This window comes from uncultured Senegalimassilia sp. (genome assembly GCF_934632265.1).
GTDB lineage: Bacteria > Actinomycetota > Coriobacteriia > Coriobacteriales > Eggerthellaceae > Senegalimassilia.
Genome location: NZ_CAKTYH010000045.1, coordinates 1 through 14,107, shown reverse-complemented (window position 1 = coordinate 14,107; position 14,107 = coordinate 1). Strand labels below are relative to the sequence as shown.

Genomic DNA, 14,107 nt, shown 5'->3' with positions numbered 1-14,107 from the left:
TGACCAGCCAGATGCAGACATAACCGACCGCGCAAGCGAAGGCGGGCAAACGAGCCATATCTCCCTGCGGATTCATACAGGAGGCTACGCACGCGAAGACCATGACCGCGCCCCAGGCCGCCAGCAAGGCATCCCACGCCACCCCCACGCCCAAAGGCAGGCGACGCGCAATGCCGGACGAAAACTCCCACAGCCACCGCAAGGCGACCATTGCGCCATGCGCAAAAGCCCCGAATCTCCCCCGCGCCTTGATACCGCGCGATTCGGATGCACCAGGTGTCGCAAACGGCACAGCCGACCCGATCGGAGCAGGTGCGAAGTCAGCGCCATCTGGATCAGCGACGTGTCCAACGTTGCCAGGAAGCAAAGCATTATCCGTTCCGGGATCAGGCTGGGACCCAGAATCCTGCACGCAAACCCCATCAGCAGCGAGAGCTCCCCGGCGAAAATCAACGGAGCACCCCACCGCGTACATGAACGCCGCGCGCATCGCCGCCACCGACCCGAACCGATCGGCAGGGTCGAACGCCGTCGCCTGGGCCACCACGTCGCGCACTGATTCGGGAACCCCATGGGCGCGCAAGCGCCGTTGAACCATCGATGGAACGGGCGTCTCCTCGCACAGCAGGTAGAACAGCAGCATGCCCAAGGCGTACACATCGCTGCGCACATCGGTTTGCCCGTAGCCGAACTGCTCGGGCGGCGCATAGGCGCGCGTGCCGAAATGGCTGGTATCGCACGCAGCATCCTTATCGAAGGTACGGGCGATGCCCAGGTCGATCACCAATACCGTATCCCCATCGACCATGAAGTTCGACGGCTTAATATCGCGATGGATGAGCGGTGGATCGAAACGATTATGCAGCTCGGCGATGGCGTCGCATATGCCGGGAAACAACCGTTTGGCCACGTCAAGCGACGGACCGGTTTCGTAAACCTCATCGGCAAGCGTGCGGCCGCGCACGAATTCCATGACAACCGCATCCTGCTCACCGAGCGAATAGCAATCGATGATGCGCGGCAGGTGCAGAAACCGTTTGCCCTGACGTTGCGCGGCCAGCACGCGACCATACGCGCCGCCCAGCCCCGATTCGGCATCGAACACCTTGCGCACGTAGGGACCTTGCTCGGCGCCGTTGGCCCCGACGAAAAAGACGCGCTCCGTTCGCTCGTACCGGCCTTCCTTCAATACGGCATCGACGCGATAGCACTCATCGCGCGCAAGGCTGTCAAGATGTTGTTGAAGGGATTCGTTCATAACGATGATGATGGTAGCAGATACCTCAGACCGCCAATGCCCGCATACCGCAAACGGGACCGGAAAGGCGACGCCTCCCGGCATCGCGAGCTACTCGGTGATGGTGTCCTCGCGAAAGGCGTACAGCTGCTCATCGACGGTTTGCAGCGTTTCGCCATGGGTGATGCAGAAGATGATGATGGCGTCGCGGCGGTTCTTGCAATACAGCTCGTTGCAGCCGCCCGCCTGCAGCAGGCGGTTCGTCTCGCGCAGCGACAGCTTCATGGCGAATGCCAGCTGCAACAGTTTGTTGCGCGAAGGGTTGCGCTGGCCGACGAAGATTTGATACCCGAACGTAGGGTTGATACCCGCCTGACGAACAACCTCAGGGCGCCTCAGGCCTCGCTCGTCAAGCAGCTGCTGAAGGTAATCGGGCAGGCTGCGGCACGCGAGCTCGTGCTTGCTGGCGAATACGGCAGGGTCGGGCGAATCGAGCAGCTCGTTGAGCAAATCCTCGGTCATGGGTTCTTTCACTCGCCGCTTCCTTCTGCGCTTCGCCGGTTTTCGTTTCCTTGATTCCATAGTAGCAAAGAAATGCCCATCGGATACGGGCGCGACCGCCTGACCCGATGGGCACGATCTTTCGCGAAACCTAGACGATATCCCAGGAAACATCCGAACCGCGGCCGATGAAGGCGTTTTCGTACAGCACCTTCACCACGTCGCCTTCGAAGTACAGGTTGCCGGAAACCGTGCCGCCGGCGGCAAGGGTGCCGGAATTGAGCTCGTTCTCGCCGTTAGAGTAATACGTTTGCGAGCGCTGAGCACCCTGGGCATCCTCGGCCTTCCAATCGTAAGGATTGAAGGACGCCTGGCTGTTGCCGTTGTTCTGGTAGGTCACACTCACCTGCGTAATAGGCGAACCATCGTAGTTCTGCAGCCCGGTCACCACGCCGCTGATCGTGAGCACCAAGCCGTTTTTCAGCGTGATGGAGTTGCCTGCCGCAGCGGCCTGGGCATCATCGGCGGCCTCATCGGAAGCAGGAGCTTTGGACGCAGGCTGATCGGCAGCGGGCTGCGGAGCCACGGAGGTGCCCGAGAAGGCATCATCGATAGCCGAGCTGTACATGCTTTGCGTGGCCAGCACCACGACGAAAGCGATGACGTTCATCACCACGCCGGCGATGGACAGTCCCTTGCCCGACTTCCTCCCCTTCACGCACGCGATCGTGCCGATAAGCGCGAGCACAAAGCCGATCACGGCGAGCAAGGCAGAGAAGTTGTTGATGATGGGCAGAAACGACGTCGCCAAGGCGATGATCCCTAAAACGAAGCCGGCGATCCCCAGCCCCGATTTCGACGGATGCGCAGCCGGCGCGGCTTGCACGGTGTTGGTCTCCATGAGCATTCCCTTTCCCTAAACGAAGCACTGACGTGCTGAAACGATGTCAATGCTAGGGAAAGGGCCGTATGATTTCATTAGCTGGCAGCTACGATTCCGAAACCTTTTCGGCGAAAAGGGAGGGCGGCCACATACGAATGAGATAGAACCATCTCAGCGAATAAGAGCAGTTGCCGCATGTGAGCACAACGAAGCCCAACCGGTCACCATCGGTTACCGGTTGGGCTTCGAATCAGTTTACAAGACCCAGGCTATCGCGCAGCTAGGCAGCATCAAGCTCGGATCAAGCCTGCATGCCCGGCCCGACCCGCCAAGCAGCCGTCCCGCCCATGCGATCAGTCTGCGATGCCAGTCGCAGACTAGGCCTGCATGCCCAGCTCCAGGGCGCGCAGGTTGCCGGCAAGCTTGTCCTTCTTGCGCGCGGGCACCACGGCGGCAACGGCCGCGCGGATGGTCTCCTCACTGCAGAAATGCGTTTCGGCGAACAGCTTGCCCACCAAGATGACGTTGGCCAGGCCCTTCAGGCCCGCCTCCTCGGCGATGGCCGTGGCAGGCACGGCACAGACCGTGACGCCGGGCATATCCGGGATGTTCGGCACCAACGTGCTGTCCACGATGACCAGGCCGCCGGGCTGCACGCTGTGCTCGAATTTGTCGAGCGACGGCTGGTTCATCACCACGAGCACGTCGGGATTGAGCACGAGCGGGCTGCCGATGGGGTCATCGGAGACGCACACGCTGCAGTTGGCGGTGCCGCCGCGCATCTCGGGACCATAGCTGGGAAGCCAGGAAAGCTCTCGGTCCTCCAGCAGGCCGGCGTTGGCGATGATCTTGCCGGCGAACAGGATGCCCTGGCCGCCGAATCCGGCGAGGACGGCCTGCATGCAACGTTTCTGTTCGCTCATCGCGCACCCTCCTTCGCTTCCGCAAACTTCTCGGGATGGGCAACCGGGCAATCGGCGTTTCGCGCCGCGGCTGCCTGCGCCGCATTCTCAAATCCATCAGCCACCACATCGCGATACACGCCCAGCGGATAATACGGCTGCATGTTCTCGCGCATCCACGCGAAGCTGTCCTGCGGCGTGAGACCCCAGTTCGTGGGGCACGTGGACACCACTTCCACCAGCGAGTAGCCGATGCCGTCGATCTGGTTCTGGAACGCCTTCTTGATGGCGCGTTTGGCCTGGCGCACGTGCTTGGGCGTATCCACGGTCACGCGTTCCAGATACGCCGGACCGTCAAGGCTGCTCAGCAGCTCGCACACGCGCACCGGGTAGCCGGCGGTGGAGACGTCGCGGCCGTACGGGCTGGTCTGCGTCACCTGGTTAGGCAAGCTGGTGGGCGCCATCTGCCCGCCGGTCATGCCGTAGATGGCGTTGTTGATGAAGATGACGGTGATATGCTCGCCGCGCGTTGCCGCGTGCACGGTCTCGGCCATGCCGATGGAGGCAAGGTCGCCATCGCCTTGATAGGCGAATACCACGTTGTCGGGCAGGACGCGCTTGACGCCCGTGGCAACCGCCGGGGCGCGGCCGTGCGCGGCCTCGATCATGTCGCAGCCGAAGAAGTCCGGCGCGGTGACGGCGCAGCCGACCGGCGCCACGCCGACGGTGCGGCCCTCGATATCAAGCTCGTCGATGACCTCGGCTACCAAACGGTGCACGATGCCGTGCGGGCAACCCGGGCAGTAGTTCGTGACCACGGGCAGCAACGACTTCGGACGCGAGAACACCACGCGGCCTTCGCCCTGTTTCTGCTCAGCCATGCTATTCACCACCCTTCCCCGCAAGCTTGCGGATAGCTCCCAGCACCTCGTCGGGCGTGGGGATGATGCCGCCCGTGCGTCCGAAGAACTCCACGGGGACGCGGCCGTCGACCGCCAAGCGCACGTCGTCGACCATCTGGCCCATGTTCATCTCCACCGACAAGAACGCCTTCGCGGTGCCCATGCAACCCTCGATAGCGTCCACGGGGAACGGCCACAGCGTGATGGGGCGCAACAGGCCCGCCTTGATGCCCTCGGCACGGGCGCGAACGACCGCCGAATGCGCGATGCGGGCGGTGGCGCCGAAGGAAACGAGCACGATCTCGGCGTCCTCGCACATGAACGCTTCGGCACGCTGCTCGCGAGCCTTCACCGTCTCGTAACGCTCGAAACGCTCGACGTTGAGGCGCTCAAGCTCATCGGCCGTCAGGTAGAGCGAGTCCACGATGTTGTGCTTGCGCTTACCGTTATGGCCGGTGGTGGCCCAGGGCTTTTCCGGCAGCTGCTCCACGCGCTCGGGAAGCACGACAGGTTCCATCATCTGGCCGAGCATGCCGTCGGATAAAATCATGGCAGGCATGCGGTACTCGTCGGCCTTCTCGAAAGCCAGGTACGCCAGATCGGCCATCTCCTGGACGGTGGAAGGCGCGAACACGAGCACCTGGAAGTCGCCATGGCCCATGGCACGCGTGGCCTGCCAATAATCGGACTGGGAAGGCTGGATGCCGCCAAGACCCGGGCCGCCGCGCTGGACGTTGACGATGACGCCGGGAAGGTCGGCGCCCGCCATGTACGACACGCCCTCGCCCTTGAGAGACACGCCCGGCGAAGACGACGACGTCATGACGCGCGCGCCCGCAGACGATGCACCGTAGACCATGTTGATGGCCGCGATCTCGCTTTCCGCCTGCAGATACGTGCCGCCCTCCTTGGGCATGCGCTTGGCCATGTAGGCGGCAACCTCGGTCTGCGGCGTGATGGGATAGCCAAAGAAGAAGCGGCATCCAGCGCGGATGGCCGCCTCGGCCATGGCCTCGTTGCCCTTCATGAGCACCTTTTCCTGAGACATCAGCGCATCACCTCGATCGCAACGTCAGGGCACATAAGCGCGCACGAGCAGCAGCCCGTGCACTTGGACGCATCGATCAGCCGGGCCGGATGATAGCCCTTCGCCGTGATGCGGGAACGGTCAAGCTCTATGATGTGCGCCGGGCATGCATCAACGCACAACCCGCAGCCTTTGCAGAAACCGTCATCGACCGTTATCGCTGCCATGAGCCTTCCTTTCTCGTCTGAGCCGGCGCAAAAGGCCGGCATATGGTTATCGAACACTCCCCCGAAACCCTGCCCCGAACCGCGGCGTCGCCCCGTTCGGGTTCGCAGGGATGAACCTTATCTCACTCCCAGGGTTTTCTCACGTGCACCGAAACAGGATAGCGCACGCCCGGGATATCGGCATCTTCCAGCATGTCTCGAGGCACCGCGGAGAACACCAAGGGCAAGCCGGCGGACGCGGCAACCTCCTGCGCGAACGCAGCGCCGCGTGCGAGCACTTCCCCGTCGGTGAAGCCGGCCAGGTGCGTGTTGTTAGCAACCGCCGTGGCATGCAGGTGGCTGGCTGCCTCGATCTCGCGAAGCACGCAAAGCGCCTCTTCGGGATCGTGCACGAGGTTGCGGCTGCGGTTCACCACGTACAGCAGGTCGTAATCCCCCTCGGCGATGCCGCGAGCGAACCTGCCGAGCGCCGTGGCCCCGACATCGTCGCCGCCCGCATCGATGAGCAGCAGCCTTCCCGTTTCCCCGCGCGCCCAGTCGAGGGCGGCCGAAACCTGCCCGGAGATGGCCGGCGCGTCGAGCGTGGTGCCCGCATACCGCGGGGCGATCACCTGCACGCCGGCGTTCTCGAGAAGATGCCGGTAGTCGCTGCTGCGGAAGTACGGGTTGACCACGTCCAGGTCGGCAACGCGCACCTCCAGCCCAGCATACCGGGCATCAAGGGCCAGGTTGATGGCCAGATTGGTCTTTCCGACCCCATAATGCCCCGTGATAACGGTTACCGGTTTCAACCGTTTGATATCGAACATGCTCAAAAGGCCCTACACCAAACCCTCGGGCACCTTGGTCTTCGGCTTGCCCTCTTGGCTTTCGTCCGCCTCACGGATGGCGGCTCGGCGGATCTTGCCGTTGACGGTCTTGGGGAGCGCATCGACGAACTCGACGATGCGGGGGTACTTGTACGGCGCCGTGCGCTGCTTGACCCACTGCTGCAGCTCGCGAACAAGCACTTCGGAGCCTGCAAAGCCCTCGGCAAGCACCACAGTGGCCTTGACCGCCTTGCCGCGCACGGGATCGGGCACGCCGGTGACGGCGCATTCGCGCACGGCATCGTGCTCGAGCAGCACGCTTTCGATCTCGAAGGGCCCGATACGATACCCGGACGACTTGATGACGTCGTCGTTGCGGCCGACATACCACAGGTACCCGTCCTCGTCGACCCAAGCGGTGTCGCCGGTGTGGTACCAACCGTCGTACACGGCGGCTTCGGTCTTCTCGGGATTTCGGTAGTACTCCAGCATGATGCCCGGAGCCTTCTCGTGCACGTCGATGCAGATCTCGCCCGTCTCGCCGACATCGCAACGGCTGCCGTCGCCGCGCTGCACCTCGATGGTGAACGCCGGCGAAGGATGGCCCATGGACCCGGGCTTGGGAACCGCATGCGTGAGGTTGGCCACCGTCAGGGGCGTCTCGGTTTGCCCGAAGCCCTCGAAGATGGTCAGCCCCGTGTGCTCCTTCCAGAAGTCGAACAGATCGGGGTTGAGCGCCTCCCCGGCGGTGGTGCAATACGTGAGCGTGCTCAGATCGTGGGCATCGACGTCAGCTTGCATCATCATGCGATACATGGTGGGCGGGCAGCACAACGTGGTGACCCCGTAGCGCGGGATCAGGTCCAGAATCTCATCGGCGTGGAAGCGGTCGAAGTCGTACGTGAGAACGCAAGCCTCCATGAGCCACTGGCCGTAGTACTTGCCCCACACCGCCTTGCCCCAGCCGGTGTCGGCGATGGTCAGATGCAGCCCGTCGGGCTTGACGTTGTGCCAATGCTTGGCCGTGACCAGATGAGCCAGCGCGTAGTAGGAATCGTGCAACACCATCTTGGGATTGCCGGAGGTGCCGGAGGAGAAGTACATGAGCATGGGGTCGCCGACGTGGGTTTCCACACGCGAGAAACCTTCATCGGCATCGCGCACGCCGGTGTTGAAATCATGCCAGCCCTCACGCTGCGCGGGCACGGCGCACACGCCCTCGGGGCCGGAAAGCACCGCGCCCACCGGGCCGTCGACGGCAAGCCAGTTGCCATCCGCGTCCTGCTCGGTCAGACCGCCACCGGCGCCGTTGACCAAAAACAGGTTCTCGACCGAGGGGCAACGATCCACCACGTTGTCCACCACTTGCGCGATGGTGCCGATGGAGGTGCAGATGACGGCCTTGATGGAGGCGCCGTTCAAACGATACTCCAAGTCATGCTCCTTGAGCATGAACGTGGCCGGCACCATCACGGCGCCGAGCTTGTCGAGCGCGGTGGCCACGAACCAGAACTGATAATGACGGCGCAAGATCACCATGACCATGTCGCCCTTGCCGATGCCGTGCGCGGCAAGGTAGTTCGCCGTCTTATCCGACCAACGCTTCATGTCGGCGAAGGTGAACAGATGCTCCTCGCCCTCGGGGTTGCACCACATCATGGCGCGGCGCTCGGGGTCGTTATCCGCGATGTCGTCCACCACGTCGTAGCCGAAGTTGAAGGTATCGGGGCACTTCACCTTGAAATCGGTGAGCACGCCCTGCTCGTCGTAGGTTTCCTCGCAGTAACGTAAATTGATGTTTCTCATGATGTTGCCGAACTTCCTTGAAATATGGTGCGCGAAGCCAGGCCGCGCACGATGCGGTCGATAAGAAGGTTGGTTTTTGGCAAGCAACCCTAGGCGAGCGCTTGCCTAGATAATGTCTTCCTTCGCCTTCAGAACGACAGCCAGGAATTTGCACGGTGCGCCATCGATGGCGATCATGCCGTGCCCACGTCCGGAATCATAGAGCAGCATATCCCCCGGGCCGAGCTCCTCGGTGTGCTCCTCGTACTGGAAGCGCATGCGGCCTTCCAGGATGTAATCAAGCTCCTGCCCGCTGTGATAGGACAGATGGATGGGCTTGTCCTGCAGCTCGGGGCGGTAATCGGCCGTCACGAAGAACGGCTCGCACAGCTTGTTGCGATAATGCGGGGCCTTGTGCAGGTACTCAAGGCCGCTGCGACGCTTGACGGCCAGGCCCTCATCGGCACGCGTAAGGGTGTAGCCCGTCAGATGCGGGGTTTCGCCGGTAAGCAGCTCGATGGGATCGACGCCCAGATTCGCCGCGCATTTGTACAGGAAGGTGAACGAAAGCTCCTCCGCCCCCGACTCCTGCGCCTGATACTCCGCCAGGCTACGGCCGGTGGCATCGGCCATCTCCTGCATGGTCAGGCCCATATCCTCGCGCAACGCGCGAATCCTATTCGCCACCTCTTGATAATTCGGCTCCATGTAAACCTGACCTCCTCACGTGCAATCGCGTTATTCCACACAGTGATAAAGATAGTACGCTTGAAATTGTTTCCAATATGTTTCATGCCGGCGAAGAAGCCCTCGCCGGCATGAAGCGGGTTCATATATTATTCCTGCGGCTTGCGGACGAAGCGCACGGCGAAGTGCGCATCGGACGAGCCGGGGGCAAGGCGGGTTGCAAGGCAGTTGCGGCCGCACAGCTGATCGAGCGCGAAGCCTGCGCCCTCCTCGCTGTCCAAGAACGCCTTCACCACGCCGGCGTTCTCCTCACGCGTGACCGTGCAGGTGGAATACGCCAGCGCACCGCCCGGGGCAACATGACCCGCCGCGGCCTTGAGCATGCCGAGCTGGGTTTCCACGAAACCGGCCAGGTCCTCTTCGCTCGTGCGCCAACGGATCTCGGGGTGGCGGCGAAGCGTGCCCATGCCCGAGCAGGGGGCGTCCACGAAGATGAACGAGAACATGCGGTCCGGCATGATGTTGTCCAGCTCCAGCGCATTGCCGGTGAAGGCCTCGGTCACCACGACGCCGTACTGCTCGGCGCGCTTCTCAAGCAGGCGCGTCTTGTAGGCGTGGTTGTCGATGGTGACGTACTCCTCGATCTGCGACCCGTACTTGCGGCAGGCGTTGGACTGCAGCAGGATGGTCTTCGTGGCGCGGCCGGCACCGATCTCGAGCACGCTTTCGGGCTTCTCGTCGGGCAGCACGTTGGCGGCAACCATCTGCGCGGCGGCGTCGGAGACCAAGATCTTGCCCTGGTCCAGCTGGCGCGCAAGCGCGGGCACCAGCAGCGCGCGGCTTTCGGGCACGCGCAGGCAGCCTTGCACGTTCATGTCGCCGAGCGCCACGGGCTGCACTTCCTCTTCAGCGCGCTCGAAGGCCTTGAGCACGTGCTCGTCATCCACCTTGCAGGCGTTGACGGCCACGTACAGCGGCGCCTGCTCGTTGGATGCGCGCATGAAATCGATGGCGGCCTGCGGGCACATCTCCTCCATGAGCTTCTTGGCCATCCACGTGGGGAACGCCTGGGTGCGGGCAAGCGCATCAAGGTCGGTGGCCGGGTTGCCGAACGGGAAGTCGATGCGCAGGCGCACGATCTTGTGCAGCACGGCGTTAGCCACGCGGGCCGCAGGGCCCGGGCTGAACGACTTCACCATCTCGACGCCCTGGTCGACGGCCGCATGGGCTTCCTTGCCCAGGAAGATGAGCTCGTACGTGGAGATCTGCAGCGCATCGCGCGTCTCGCGGAAGATATCCTCGGGCGTGTCGAGCGCGCGGTCGATGATCTCGTCGAGCGTACCGCGGGCGCTTACCGTTCCAAGGGCGAGGAGCGTGGCGAACGCACGGTCTTCAACGGACATGGTGGACTTGTCGATCACCTGGGCGATGACGTCCTGCGCGAACGCGTTGCGCTCGCGAACGGTGCGCACCACGTCGAGCGCCGCCAAACGAGCGGGCGTGGCGTTGGACTTGCGACGCGGGCGTGCCGGCTTGGCCGAACCGCGGAAGCCGCCCTTCTCGCCGCCGCGCGGCGCGCCCTGAGCACCCTGCTCGGGCTTGCGACGCGGGTCGCGAGCGGTGTTGCGGCCGCGGAAATCGGGCTTCGGCTCGCGCGCGGGGCGATCGCCGCCGGCATGCTGCGCGCCCTCGGGACGCTGGCCGCCCTCGGCGCCTTCGCGCTTGAAGTCGGGCTTGCCGTCGCGCTTGAAGTCGCGCTTCGGGCCACGGTCGCCCTTGAAGCCGCCGCGGCGGTCGTCTCGGCTGCCGTTGTAGCCGCCGCGACGCTCATCGCGCCCGCCGTTGCCGCGATACTCGCGCTTTTCGCCGTCACGACCGCCGTTGCCGCGGAAATCGCGCTTCTCGCCGTCACGACCACGATAGCCGCCTTTGCCGCCATCGCGACGCTGGCCGTCGCGTCCGCCCTGACCGCGATTCCCGCCTCGACGGTCGTCGCGGCCGCCGAAGCCGCCCTTGCCGCCGTCTCGGCGCGGGCCGCCCTGACGATTGCCGTAGCCGCCGTGCTGGCCGCCCTTTCGATAGCCGCCGTTGCCGCCTTCGAGGCGCTGACGCGGCGCGCCTTCGTTGTTATGCTGTTCAGCCACGCGGGCCCTCCCAAGTCTTGGTGTCTTCCTTGATTCCCTGAATGCCCGCGGCAAACGCCTTGGCCGCCATGGCCGCCTTGCCTGCGGGCTTCACTTCCGTAAGCTCGATCACGCCGTCCGCAGCGCCCAGATACAGGCGCTTGGCGGCGAAGCGCACGCCGCCGGGCTTGATGCCCGCGCATGCCGCATCCGCCTGATCGACGGGTGCAGGTTGCGCAGCAAGCACGGTCACGTCCTTGCCGGCGATGGTGGCATGCGCCGGATGCGCTGCGCTTGATGCGCGAACTTTGCGGCACGCCTGCTCCACCGAATCGGCCGGGCTGAGCGAAAGCTCGTCCTTGCCGATCTTCTCGGCGTACGTGACGTGCTCCTCATCCTGCCGCGTCCAGCGGATGCATCCCGCCTCCAGCTGCGACAGCGCCGTGAGCAGCGCATGAGCGCCCAGGTCGGCGAGCAGGTCGGTGAGCAGCGCGACGTTCTTGTCGCCCACTTCGAGCGAGCGGCACACGCAGTAGTCGCCCGTGTCGAGCCCTTCCTCCATGCGCATGATGCACACGCCGGCCTCTTCGTCACCGGACAGGATAGCGCGCTCGATAGGCGCGGCGCCGCGCCAGCGCGGCAGCAGCGAGGCATGCACGTTCAGACAGCCATGCTCTGGGATGGACAGCACCTCGGCAGGCAGCAGCATGCCATAAGCTGCCACGCAGATGACATCGGGCTCGAGCGCCGCGAGCGCTTGCTGCTCGTCGGCGTCGCGCAGCGTCCTGGGTGTGAACACGGGGATGCCGCGCTCGCACGCCTCTGCCTTCACCGGGCTGGGCACCAGCTGCTTGCCGCGGCCGCGCACGGCGTCGGGGCGCGTGTAGACGGCCACGACGTCATGCTGCGTGGCAAGCTCGGAGAGCACCGATGCGGCGAAATCCGGCGTGCCCATGAATACGATGCGCATGTCCCCTACGCCTCCACGGAAGTCTCGCCGGGGCGCGCACCTGCAGCCAGGGCGCGCTCGTAATCCTCAAGCGCCTTCAGACGGGCCATGGGCTCGGCGCGCTCGAACATGGTGACGCCGTCCAGGTGGTCGGTCTCATGCTGCAGGCAACGGCCGAGCAGCCCGTCGCCCTCGATCTCCCAAAGCTGGCCTTCAAGGTCGTAGTAGCGGCAGCGGGCGAAGGGCGGGCGCGCGATGGGCACGGAGATGCCGGGGATGGAAAGGCATCCCTCGTCCTCCGCGACCGGCTCGCCTTCGCGGGCGACGATGACGGGGTTGAGCATGACGATGGGCTCGCGGGCGCCGTCCTCCTGGTCGCAGTCGATGACCACAAGGCGCTTGAGCACGCCCACCTGGGGCGCGGCAAGGCCGCAACCGGCGTTCTTATACATGACGTGGGCCATCTGCTTTGCCAGGCGCTTCAGGCTCTTGTCATTGAAATCGCAGGGCTCGCACACCGTATTGAGCAGCGGGTCGGGCGATTGCACGATTGAAAGCATATGCATTTCCTTTAGCGGGTTGGTATGGTTGGCGGCGGGTGCGCTGCAAGCGCGCCCGCCTTTCTAATCTGACTATTGTGACATGCGCGCGCACCTAAGGCCCCTACGGGCGCAAAGTTCCACAAAACCCCTGCTCGGCATGAATGCGAAGCGCAAAGGCCTATCTGCTTGAGGTGGCGCTTTCGGCATGCGCCCTTTTGCGGGCGGTGAGCTCGCGTTGCATGGCCGCCACGGTCTCGAACAGAAGCTCGGAATCCTCAGCCGACATGGAGGCAGGGGCCGACATCTGCGCGCGCATGGCTGCAACGGCTTCCTCGGCATCTCCGATGGAAAGCTCCTCGACCAAAAAGGACGCCAAATCCTCAGGCACCGCTGATTCAGGAACGCCCCTGGTCAGAAAACCGGATGCGCGCGGATCGGCCACGGCGGCCGCGCTCACGATGGCGGCCGGGGAGGCGCAGGGGTCTTCCGCCAAGGTATCGAGCATGCTGGCGGAGACCGCCGCGCAGGCGGGGTCGTGCCACTGCACCGACGCGAGCGCATCGGCATGGGTCAAGGCAAGATCGGTACGCGCGGCGCACAACGCCAGAAGCTGGCGCTCGAACCTGCGCCGGTTCGTCTCGGATTGCGGCAGCTTGCGACGCATCGGGGCCACAGGGGTGCCGCGATCGTTGGCGCCGCCGCCGGCAGGCGCTTCCGCATCGAAAACGCGCGGCGGTTTAAGCGCCGCCAGCTGCTCCAGCACGTCCTTCTCGTCCGCACGGGCGCGGCTGGCGATCTGACGCGCATAATCCTTGGCGAGCAGAGAATCCTTGATGGGCGCCAGCACGCTGAGTGCATCGGCAACAGCACCCGAGCGGCCTTCGGCGCGCGACAGGTCCCAGTTGCCCAGCCTTCGGTCGATGCCGTATTCCAGCAAGGGCTTCGCCTGGTCGATGAGCGCCTGCAGCTCCTGGCCGCCATGTGCGTCGATGAACTCCGCGGGGTCAAGGTTGTCGGGCAGCGTCACGGCGAACAGGTCGATGCGCGCGGCGCCCGCCTCGGGCGTCATAGAGGAGTCGATGAACTGCAAAGCGCGATCGGCGGCGCGCTGACCTGCGGCATCGCCGTCGAACAGGTACACGATCCGGTTGCGGGCATGACGCGAGAGCACGCGGATGTGCGTGCGGGTGAGCGCCGTTCCCAGGGTGGCGACCGCATTGCGGATGCCGGCGTCGTGCATGGCTATGACGTCGGTATAGCCCTCCGACACCACGGCCACGCCCGTAGAGGCCATGGCCGCCTTCGCCTTGTCAAGCGCATAGAGCATGCGACCCTTGTGGAACAGGGGCGTTTCCTGGCTGTTGAGGTACTTCGGCTCGCCCTTGCCGATCACGCGCCCGCCGAAGGCGATGCATTGCCCCTGCTCGTCGTTGATGGGAAACATCACGCGATTGAAGAACCGGTCGCGCACGCGCCCATCGGAGCCGACGACGGCCACATTGGCCTGGATCATCTCCTTGGAATCGAAGCCCT

The 14,107-nt window shown here is 64.3% G+C and carries 14 protein-coding genes; all 14 read right to left on the bottom strand.

From position 1 onward, the window contains the following. A partial coding sequence (locus Q0H50_RS04810) for a serine/threonine-protein kinase (protein ID WP_294419914.1) occupies positions 1-1,258 on the bottom strand: 1,258 nt, incomplete at its 3' end. A 90-nt stretch (positions 1,259-1,348) separates the two neighbouring features. After that, complete coding sequence (locus tag Q0H50_RS04805) at positions 1,349-1,771, bottom strand: helix-turn-helix transcriptional regulator (RefSeq protein ID WP_294419912.1); 423 nt, start codon at positions 1,769-1,771, stop codon at positions 1,349-1,351. 118 nt (positions 1,772-1,889) lie between these two features. Next, the gene (locus Q0H50_RS04800; RefSeq protein WP_294419910.1) at positions 1,890-2,639 is read right to left on the bottom strand and encodes a DUF4352 domain-containing protein; all 750 of its coding nucleotides are present in this window, start codon (positions 2,637-2,639) and stop codon (positions 1,890-1,892) included. Between the two features lie 359 nt (positions 2,640-2,998). Then, on the bottom strand, positions 2,999-3,544 hold the full coding sequence (locus Q0H50_RS04795) for a 2-oxoacid:acceptor oxidoreductase family protein (protein ID WP_294419907.1): 546 nt from the start codon (positions 3,542-3,544) through the stop codon (positions 2,999-3,001). Next, positions 3,541-4,404, bottom strand: coding sequence for a thiamine pyrophosphate-dependent enzyme (locus Q0H50_RS04790; protein ID WP_294419906.1), 864 nt, complete (start codon positions 4,402-4,404; stop codon positions 3,541-3,543). The genes Q0H50_RS04795 and Q0H50_RS04790 overlap by 4 nt, the downstream gene beginning before the upstream one ends. A 1-nt stretch (position 4,405) precedes the next feature. Beyond that, complete coding sequence (locus Q0H50_RS04785) at positions 4,406-5,473, bottom strand: 3-methyl-2-oxobutanoate dehydrogenase subunit VorB (protein WP_294419904.1); 1,068 nt, start codon at positions 5,471-5,473, stop codon at positions 4,406-4,408. Beyond that, the gene (locus tag Q0H50_RS04780; RefSeq protein WP_042434027.1) at positions 5,473-5,679 is read right to left on the bottom strand and encodes a 4Fe-4S binding protein; all 207 of its coding nucleotides are present in this window, start codon (positions 5,677-5,679) and stop codon (positions 5,473-5,475) included. The genes Q0H50_RS04785 and Q0H50_RS04780 overlap by 1 nt, the downstream gene beginning before the upstream one ends. 122 nt (positions 5,680-5,801) lie before the next feature. Beyond that, positions 5,802-6,488 carry a hypothetical protein gene (locus Q0H50_RS04775; RefSeq protein ID WP_294419902.1) on the bottom strand — a complete coding sequence of 229 codons (687 nt, stop codon included), beginning with the start codon at positions 6,486-6,488 and terminating at the stop codon, positions 5,802-5,804. Between the two features lie 12 nt (positions 6,489-6,500). Further along, on the bottom strand, positions 6,501-8,294 hold the full coding sequence (locus tag Q0H50_RS04770; RefSeq protein WP_294419901.1) for an AMP-binding protein: 1,794 nt from the start codon (positions 8,292-8,294) through the stop codon (positions 6,501-6,503). A gap of 105 nt (positions 8,295-8,399) precedes the next feature. After that, positions 8,400-8,981, bottom strand: coding sequence for a helix-turn-helix domain-containing protein (locus Q0H50_RS04765; RefSeq protein ID WP_294164036.1), 582 nt, complete (start codon positions 8,979-8,981; stop codon positions 8,400-8,402). A 128-nt stretch (positions 8,982-9,109) separates the two neighbouring features. Further along, positions 9,110-11,104, bottom strand: a complete 1,995-nt coding sequence (locus Q0H50_RS04760; RefSeq protein ID WP_294419899.1) for a transcription antitermination factor NusB — start codon at positions 11,102-11,104, stop codon at positions 9,110-9,112. Then, positions 11,097-12,053: a methionyl-tRNA formyltransferase gene (gene fmt, locus Q0H50_RS04755; protein ID WP_294419896.1), complete on the bottom strand. Its 957-nt coding sequence runs from the start codon at positions 12,051-12,053 to the stop codon at positions 11,097-11,099. The genes Q0H50_RS04760 and fmt overlap by 8 nt, the downstream gene beginning before the upstream one ends. Before the next feature lie 5 nt (positions 12,054-12,058). Continuing rightward, positions 12,059-12,592, bottom strand: coding sequence for a peptide deformylase (gene def, locus Q0H50_RS04750; protein WP_294419894.1), 534 nt, complete (start codon positions 12,590-12,592; stop codon positions 12,059-12,061). Positions 12,593-12,752: 160 nt separating this feature from the next. Beyond that, positions 12,753-14,107, bottom strand: a 1,355-nt coding sequence (locus Q0H50_RS04745) for a toprim domain-containing protein (RefSeq protein WP_294419892.1), incomplete at its 5' end; no start/stop codon positions are given.

Bases quoted from the DNA above. Each gene is read 5' to 3' on its own strand.
- Q0H50_RS04770 (WP_294419901.1), bottom strand. From the start codon at position 8,294: ATGAGAAACATCAATTTACGTTACTGCGAGGAAACCTACGACGAGCAG.
- Q0H50_RS04780 (WP_042434027.1), bottom strand. From the start codon at position 5,679: ATGGCAGCGATAACGGTCGATGACGGTTTCTGCAAAGGCTGCGGGTTG.
- Q0H50_RS04775 (WP_294419902.1), bottom strand. From the start codon at position 6,488: ATGTTCGATATCAAACGGTTGAAACCGGTAACCGTTATCACGGGGCAT.
- Q0H50_RS04790 (WP_294419906.1), bottom strand. From the start codon at position 4,404: ATGGCTGAGCAGAAACAGGGCGAAGGCCGCGTGGTGTTCTCGCGTCCG.
- fmt (WP_294419896.1), bottom strand. From the start codon at position 12,053: ATGCGCATCGTATTCATGGGCACGCCGGATTTCGCCGCATCGGTGCTC.
- Q0H50_RS04800 (WP_294419910.1), bottom strand. From the start codon at position 2,639: ATGGAGACCAACACCGTGCAAGCCGCGCCGGCTGCGCATCCGTCGAAA.
- Q0H50_RS04785 (WP_294419904.1), bottom strand. From the start codon at position 5,473: ATGTCTCAGGAAAAGGTGCTCATGAAGGGCAACGAGGCCATGGCCGAG.
- Q0H50_RS04765 (WP_294164036.1), bottom strand. From the start codon at position 8,981: ATGGAGCCGAATTATCAAGAGGTGGCGAATAGGATTCGCGCGTTGCGC.
- def (WP_294419894.1), bottom strand. From the start codon at position 12,592: ATGCTTTCAATCGTGCAATCGCCCGACCCGCTGCTCAATACGGTGTGC.
- Q0H50_RS04795 (WP_294419907.1), bottom strand. From the start codon at position 3,544: ATGAGCGAACAGAAACGTTGCATGCAGGCCGTCCTCGCCGGATTCGGC.